Genomic DNA, 7,920 nt, shown 5'->3' with positions numbered 1-7,920 from the left:
TTTTATTAATAACAGAGTTTCAATTAAGATTGTTTTTTAAAGATAATACTTTGTTCTATCTTCGCTTAGAATATTTTCCTTGTAGCCATCCAAGCCCTCTTGGATAGCAGCGATACTTTCTTCAAAAAGATCCTTCATATCAAATTCTATACCTAGATAAACATTTTCAAGTTGGCCATAAAAATCGGTGAAATTTGCTTTGTTTGCTAAATCAGCTGAATCAAGACCATAGTATGTCAGAACTTTTTGAACAAATTCCTGATCAAAACCTTCCTCATAATCATACATCAAGCAAACAAATTCCATATCACGATCATAAATCGCAACATCTCCAAAGTCTATCAATCTGCAAATTTTATCAGCAGCTTGGTCATAATATACATTGCTGGCTCCAAAATCATTATGGATCAAACATTTTTGATACTGAAAGTCCTGCTTTAGCAGCTGATGATAAACCTCGTCAATCTGGTGTTGGACCGTTTCCTTTAGATGGTGATAGGCAGCTTTTTTGATAACCTCATATTCATAGGCGGCTTTTACCTTTTTATTTACTTCAAGTCCTTCGATTTGTGTCGACAGCTCAATCTTGTGCAGCGCCTTGAAAAAAGCTGCTAGCTCCTTAGCCATTTCCTCCTTTCGTTCGTCTGTTAATGTTGCCAATAGCTCAGCATCCAGGGGCACACCTTCAATTTTTTCGTGACCAGCAAAAGTCAATTGATTCGGCTGATCCGACGTTCCAATAAAACAAATCGCTGGAACTTTCAGCGGCACTTTATCCTTTATTTCCTTCAGTACGATAGCTTCCTTATAAAGATTTCTCGCCGCTCTGGCATGACGGGGGAATTTAAATACGTAAGCCTGGTTCAGCAGAAAAGCCTCACTGTCATAACCCGCACCCAAAAACTCAATTTCTTCGATCACTAAATCAGGATATTCCTGCTTGATCTGTTTAACTGCTTCTAATTTATCCATTGGTCACCTCATCTTTTAAGTCTAAGCGCAGATACAATACCTCAAAAGGTAAATGTGAAAAATTTTGGGAACAAACAATTTGATAACCCATTTTTTGATACCAATTTTTCAAATCCTTATTTTCTTTGATGATTCCGATATTGATCGTCTCCATCTGATTGTTATAGGCAATCTCTTTTGCACGATTCAAAATAAGCTTGCCGTAATTTTTACCTCGTTCAGAAGGAATAATAGAGACTTTCTCTAAATCCGCTTGCTGATCCTCATGATAGACTAACTCAAAAAAGCCGATCATTTTCTTTCCCAAGTAAACACCAAACAGCTGATTACCATTTTCCAGATCGTTCATTAAATGTTTTGCTTGTGTAAAGGCTCCGTTGGTTGGGCAATTATCGATTGTTAAGTCAAAATCATTTGCTGTGGCCGCAAAGCTTTCTCGAATAACTTGAGCCGCAGTCTCTAAATCTGCCTCATCTAAGAGCCTAATCGTCACTTTTGGAGCAAATAACTGGTCACTGTTAAACAAGACCAGACCAGCCAAAATGATTACTCCGCCAACAATCGTTGATACATCAGGAAATTCTTTAGCAATAACCAATCCTAGGACCGTCGTCAATAACGGTGTCACGTACATATAATTACTGACTGAGGCGATATTTTCAGCGACTTCAAAGGCCTTTGTCCATGAAACATAAGCGATCGCACTTGAAAAAATTCCCATGATCAAGACAAGAATCACTGAATTGAAGGAGATCCCTTGTACCTCATTGATCGTTTTAGGCAAAAAAATCGCCAGCATAATCGTTCCGGCAAAAATACTCATCATCGTACTCTGGATCGCCGAGTACTTTTGAACTAATTTCTTTTGCAGCAAGTTGTAAGCTGCGAGTAATACCGCCGCCAAAAAAAGCCAGTTCAGACCATTACTGATCGTGAACCCCTTACTTAGAATCGTAATGATCAACACACCCAGAAAAGATACACCTGTTGCGAACCATTGCTTCACGGTAATTTTTTCTTTATAGAACAACCGCGAAAGTAATGCCGTAATCATTGGTACTGTCGCGATGATGACACTGCTGGTTGCCGCGTTCACCTCTTTGACTCCTTTGTTGAAGGCGATCATATAAAAGAAAAAACCAGCCGCTCCAGTCAAGAGGATCATTCCCAAATCTTTTGATTCAACCTTTCGTAATTTCAAAAAAGGAATCAGACATAGTAAAACGAGCGACGCAATCAAGTAGCGTAAAAATCCTAACGCTTCTGATGATATTTCCCGCATCACCAGCCGTGACAATACAAACGCTAATGACCAGCAAATGATTGTAATGCCCGCGTACACATGGAAACTGAAATTCTTTTTCATTTTTGCCCTCCTCAAAGAATTGTTTCTTCTTCTAACCACTTTAATTAATTCAATCATACAGGGAAAATAACGCAGCGACTACCCTGAATTAAAGAAAGCCCACAAGAGTAAACTTGTGGACTACTTTTCGTATTCAGTTAACTGTTCTTTGAACCAGGTCAAATTTACTTCATGATGGCGTTTGGAATTCTCCATCATTTTTACAAAATTAGGACGCAGCTGCTCTGGTGATTGCAATGCAAGTTCGATCAATCGGATTTTTTCCTGCGTCTGTTGGATTTGTTTTACCAATAACTGCTTCATCACATCGGAGCCTGCCTGATCGACAAACAGCATCGGCGTATAAAATGGAAAAATGATTGGATCATTTTGACTGCCGTATTTCATAAACAGCCGTTCAAATTCTTTTTCACCTAAATCTGTCAGGACATAGCGGTTTTTCTCTTTCTCACTAGGCAGCCCATTTGTCGGTACTTTTCTGATCATGCCCTTTTCTTCAAGCTGCTGCATATTATAATAGAAGGAACCCTTCGTAAAACGAACAAAATATTGGAAATAATTAGCTTGCATATCAGCCAACAATTCGTAGCCGTAGGACTCTGGCTTTTCTTTCAGCAAACCTAAAATCAAAAGCGGAATCATCTTGCTGCCCCTTTCACTTACTTGGTGATCTCAGTAAATTTTTCTATAAATTTCTGATAATCCAGTTTTCCGAGTGCGAAATCGCGACTCAATAAATAAATTTTTTCATTTTTCGTCGTTGCTCGACCATAAATCTTGCTGAGCTGTTCGTCTTCATTTCCCAAGGCCGTAGAAATATCGGTCTTCTTCGCAAAAGCTTCGTAATATCGAATTCCGAATTGTCGTTGTGATTCCCCATTGATATGAATACCGTCTGGATTAGCTGTCAGGTTCTCCGCGCTGACCAAATAGCAATTTTCTAACGCTGAGACAACTCTTTCTATCTCATGATTGATTTCCTCAAATTCCACCGCACTTAAACCAAAACCAGTTTTTCCTAAAAAGGTCGGAAGTGTTCCAACGATGATCGGCAATTCCGGCAGCCCAAGCTCTTGTCGAAAATGTTCGAAAACTGCTTTTAATTTTTCAGCATATTCTTTATAGCGCCCATTTAAGCTGTCAGTTTCACCCTGATGCCATAAAATCCCGATCAATTCACTAGATTCCATCGCAAATTTTGCTTCACTAAGTGCATGGCGGCTCAGAACTTGATCCGACGCCCATTCATCAATCGAACTTCCGCCTTCCGCGCAAGGGATCAAACCTAATTTCTCAGCGGGATGATCTTGTGACCAAGCGGCGGCAAAAGACGCGGCCGGTCCAACACCGGCAACTTCTCGATCTGAATGAATTGGTTCTGCCATCATTTGCCAGCGGCCATTGCGCAGCATCTCGATATTTTCATTATAAATAGCTGGGACTTCACTTAAATACCCTCGTCCTGCCATATTTGATTGGCCAATCAATAAAATTGATTTCATTTTCTACACCTCAATTTCTTTTCTCTGCACACTATAGTCTAATTAGACTATAGTGTCAATCATCAGCCCACAAAAAAGCCCCTCTAAAATAGAGGAGCAGTAAAATTATTCTGTAATCTCTTGAAAATTATGATCCAACCGTTTAGTTTTATTCGCGAAATCATAGTATGCTGGTTTGCGATCATAAAACAATTGCAAGCCAAAATCTGCAACTTCGATTATTCCCGGGAATAACTCTGCATTAAAGCAATAATGATCTCGTCAGATTTTTTACCATTTTAGCTCTAAGACGCTCTGGTATCGACTAAGTGCTGATCCATTCTTAAAATGGAATTCTCAAAAAAAAAAGAACTTCCAATTAGGAAATTCTCAAAAAAAATCGATAACCATTTTTATTTCAGAACCGCTGCGACTTCCCCAACTTGCTTCTCGCCTAAATGAACGGAGACTTCCTTATCTTTCATTTCTGGGAAAACAACGATTACGATGTTGTCTTTATTTTTTTCCGCTAGAAAAGCTAGATCGACCTGAACTAATGGATCGCCTGCTTTTACTTTTTGGCCCTCTTGGATCGATGAACTAAAGCCTTCGCCGTTCAGCTCTACAGTGTCCAGTCCAATATGAATCAAAACGTCTAATCCATCTTCAGCCTTCAATGTCAGCGCATGCAAAGAAGGAAAAACTGATTTGATTGTCCCTTTAACCGGTGAACAGATTTTTCCGTCTGATGGTTTGACTGCGAAGCCCTCCCCCATCATTTTTTCGCCAAAGACCGGATCGCTTACTTCTTTTAGCTCAACTACTTCTCCATTTACAGGTGTGTTGATTTCGTTGCTTTTACTTTTGAATAATCCAAACATTTTTGTGCTCCTTTCTACATTGTTTAAAGTACCGCTTACTTTTTTCCATTGCCCTTAGTGTATAATCTGTCTCTTATACACATCTAGATGTGTATAAGAGACAGGTATAATACAAAAGTAAGGAATTTATTAATTTATTTAGGAGGTGCAGGAATGGATCTAGAATTGATTACTAAAGGAAAACAGCTATCTGATAATGATCTGGCAATCTTGACTTACTTAGCTGCTCATATAAATGAATTAGACGGCGTTTCATTGAGAAAAATCGCCGCAACGCTTTATACTTCACCGGCGACCATTGTACGTTTAGCACAAAAACTGGACTTCTCTGGATATCTAGAGCTGTTTTACTTTTTAAAAAATCAATACCAGCCACAAAACCAATTTGTTGAAGCCACGGTGGATATCTCTATTCCTACAGAAAAGATCGCTCCTTCGATCCAAAATATGAAGCAAATCTATCAGAAAAACCAAGGAAAGTTCATTACGATCTATGCCACTGGTTTTTCAAGTATCATTGCCGAATATCTTTACAAAAAGCTGCTGGTAAACGGCATTAAGACCCTTTTTGTGAATGCGGCAGATTCTTCAGGGATCATCAACAATAACGCCGATACTATTAGTATGCTGATCGTCATTTCTAAATCCGGCGAGACTCAAAAGGTCATTGAAAAAATGCAATTTTCACAGGATCGCAACATTCCGACGATTTTATTTACAGGAAATAGTCAATCGCGGGCGACGGAAGCTGCGACGATTATTTTTGAAGTTGCCGATGAACGACCGCTCGACAGTCAAAATATTAAATACAACAGCTTTTTCGGTAAATCACTATTATTGATGGAATATATCGTTCAAGAATTTACCAAAACAAATTAATCAAAATAATTCTCTGCGATCTGATCATAGGCAGCATGATTGCTTAGATCTGGCAGAAAAATCTGCTGACTCTCTTCGATCATCAATTCCGGCTGTTCTAATAAATAGTATAAGCCAAAAATCGGTTCATTTTGCTGGGCATAGCAGCATTTCACACCAAAAACATCTGCTGCTAATTGCCCCAGCTCTGTCGTTTGGAAAAAGCCGCCGCTGACTGAAAGCTCTTCGCCTTTCGCGACTAATTCAACTAGTCGGCGAATATTCAACAACACACCTTCAACCACGCTTCGCAGCATATCGTTTCTAGTATGCTGCAAAGTCAGATCATAAAATCCGCCCTTGATTTCATTGCTCCAATAAGGCGCCCGTTCTCCATTCAAATAAGGCCAAAAGCGCAGCCCATTTGCCCCAGTCTCCGTTTCGCTCAGCAACTTCGGCAACCTCTTATAAAATCTCGCTGGATTTTCCGTTAAATGATTCGCCGCCCAAGCTAATACAACCCCGCCATTATTTGAAGGCGCTCCGCTAACCAATAAACTTTCTTTTAAATAGTAGCAAAAGTTTTGCTTCTTCTGATCCAATTGAATGTCTTTTGTGATTTGACGAACCGCGGCGCTTGTACCGATCGTCAGACTGGCAGTTCTTCCGGTAGAATAATAGCTGGCATATGCAGCTAGCGTTCCATCACTTGCGCCTACAACGACTTTTACATCTGGTGTAAATCCAAACAAATCACTTTTGTCAGGCAACATTTCGAAGCATTGATCCGTATCAACCAATGAAGCTAACTGCTCTGGCTTAACTCCAAGAACTTCAAGGATCTCTTCACTCCACTGTTTTTCCCGCAAATCAAAAAGCCCCGTCGCAGAAGCAGTCGCATAATCAATCACCACTTCTCCGGTAAAATACTCCATAAGCAATTCTTTGATGCCATACCAATGGATTCCTGCTGGATAGATTTCATTTTCTTGAAAATACAGCAGCTTCGCAAATGTTGACATCGCGTGGATCGGCGTTCCAGATAGCTTATAAAAGTGTGCCGCTAAATCCATTTGCTTAAATCGGTCAATACTCGTCGCCGCTTGAAGGTCAGACCATAAGAAGATTTGCTTTCTGCCATCATCAGGCATCAAGCTATGCATCGCTGTACTGAAGCTAATCGTCCTTACCTGCTGACGAAGCTCTATGGGGATCGCTAGCAACCCTGCTTGTAAAATCGCTAGAAGTTCATTTCCATCTTGATACTTTATCCGATCGTCGCCATAGGTTTGGAGAAGTAATTCACTCGAGTAAAGCAGTTCGTTTTCTTTGATCAGACCTAGTTTGATCGCTGTCGTTCCAATATCTATTCCTAAAAATACTGACAAAATCATTCATCCTTTACAATGGCGTGTCCGCCAAACTGATTGCGCAATAATGCGACAAGCTTCTCACTTATCTTATCACAATCCTCCGAAGCAAAGCGCGTCATAAGCGACTGCGTGATCACCGGCAGATTCACTTTTAATCTCAAGGCTTCCTCAACTGTCCATTTCCCTTCACCTGAAGAAGGAATGACTCCTGCTATTTCAGTCATCTCTTCAGGCTGCTGATAGATTTTTTCAGTTAACTCCATCAACCATGATCGAATCACTGAGCCATGATTGAAGACTTGAGCAACTTCAGCCAGTTGAAAATCATAAGGACTATGATGCAGTAAGTTGAAGCCTTCGCCAATCGACTGCATCATCCCATATTCAATCCCATTATGAACCATCTTGAGGTAATGACCGCTGCCGGCCGGACCAGTATGAATAAATCCTTTATCCACACATAAATCGGTAAGCAGCGGCTCGAGTTCAGCAAAAATTTGCTGGTCGCCGCCAATCATCATACATGCATCATTTCTTGCTCCTTCTACTCCGCCAGAGGTTCCGACATCAAGAAAGTGAACGCCTCGCTGCTGACAATAGTCAAAATTTTTTAAACTATCCTGATAGTGAGAGTTTCCAGCTTCGATCACAATATCACCCTCGTTTAAAAGATCAGCAACAGTCATTACCATATTATTTGTCAACATTCCTGCCGGCAGCATCAGCCAAACGATCTGCTGCTTTGTTTGCTCCGCTAATAAGCTTTCAATATCAAAATGGAAGCTTCCACCCATTTTTTGTAGTGCTTTAGCGATACTGGGATCAATGTCAAAGCCCTTTACTTGATGCTGGTGCCTTAATAAATTTTCGGCAATCCCCATACCCATTTTACCTAAACCGATCATTGCGATCTCCATCATTATTCCTCCTGCTTTTTAGAAAAAGGGAACCTAACGACAACGAATTCGCTGCCGTTACGTCCCTTAAAA

General features: G+C 40.3%; 8 protein-coding genes. 1 reads left to right on the top strand and 7 read right to left on the bottom strand.

Translation table 11 applies throughout. The annotated features are described in order from the left end of the window. Positions 1–36 precede the first annotated feature (36 nt). The 5 genes from A5875_RS03345 to A5875_RS03325 form a co-directional block, all read right to left on the bottom strand. Positions 37–972, bottom strand: a complete 936-nt coding sequence (locus tag A5875_RS03345) for a phosphotransferase family protein (protein ID WP_088932288.1) — start codon at positions 970–972, stop codon at positions 37–39. Next, positions 965–2,338, bottom strand: a complete 1,374-nt coding sequence (locus A5875_RS03340) for a GNAT family N-acetyltransferase (RefSeq protein ID WP_088932287.1) — start codon at positions 2,336–2,338, stop codon at positions 965–967. Before A5875_RS03340 ends, A5875_RS03345 begins: the two co-directional genes overlap by 8 nt. 120 nt (positions 2,339–2,458) lie before the next feature. Further along, the gene (locus A5875_RS03335) at positions 2,459–2,980 is read right to left on the bottom strand and encodes a PadR family transcriptional regulator (RefSeq protein ID WP_088932286.1); all 522 of its coding nucleotides are present in this window, start codon (positions 2,978–2,980) and stop codon (positions 2,459–2,461) included. A 17-nt stretch (positions 2,981–2,997) separates the two neighbouring features. Beyond that, entirely contained in the window at positions 2,998–3,840 is an 843-nt protein-coding gene (locus tag A5875_RS03330; RefSeq protein WP_088932285.1) for a sialate O-acetylesterase, read from the bottom strand. Between the two features lie 392 nt (positions 3,841–4,232). After that, complete coding sequence (locus tag A5875_RS03325) at positions 4,233–4,700, bottom strand: PTS sugar transporter subunit IIA (protein ID WP_088932284.1); 468 nt, start codon at positions 4,698–4,700, stop codon at positions 4,233–4,235. Positions 4,701–4,853: 153 nt separating this feature from the next. On the opposite strand from A5875_RS03325, the gene A5875_RS03320 reads away from it, so the two are divergent. Further along, positions 4,854–5,579, top strand: a complete 726-nt coding sequence (locus A5875_RS03320) for a MurR/RpiR family transcriptional regulator (protein WP_088932283.1) — start codon at positions 4,854–4,856, stop codon at positions 5,577–5,579. On the opposite strand, the gene A5875_RS03315 is transcribed toward A5875_RS03320, so the two are convergent. Both A5875_RS03315 and gnd read right to left on the bottom strand, forming a co-directional pair. After that, on the bottom strand, positions 5,576–6,952 hold the full coding sequence (locus A5875_RS03315) for a gluconokinase (RefSeq protein WP_088932282.1): 1,377 nt from the start codon (positions 6,950–6,952) through the stop codon (positions 5,576–5,578). The two genes, A5875_RS03320 and A5875_RS03315, sit on opposite strands and share 4 nt — an antisense overlap. Continuing rightward, positions 6,949–7,848, bottom strand: coding sequence for a phosphogluconate dehydrogenase (NAD(+)-dependent, decarboxylating) (gnd, locus tag A5875_RS03310; protein WP_088932281.1), 900 nt, complete (start codon positions 7,846–7,848; stop codon positions 6,949–6,951). The genes A5875_RS03315 and gnd overlap by 4 nt, the downstream gene beginning before the upstream one ends. Between the last annotated feature and the right edge of the window lie 72 nt (positions 7,849–7,920).

This window comes from Enterococcus sp. 3H8_DIV0648 (genome assembly GCF_002140655.1).
GTDB lineage: Bacteria > Bacillota > Bacilli > Lactobacillales > Enterococcaceae > Enterococcus_A > Enterococcus_A hulanensis.
This window is presented reverse-complemented; position numbering and strand designations above follow the sequence as displayed.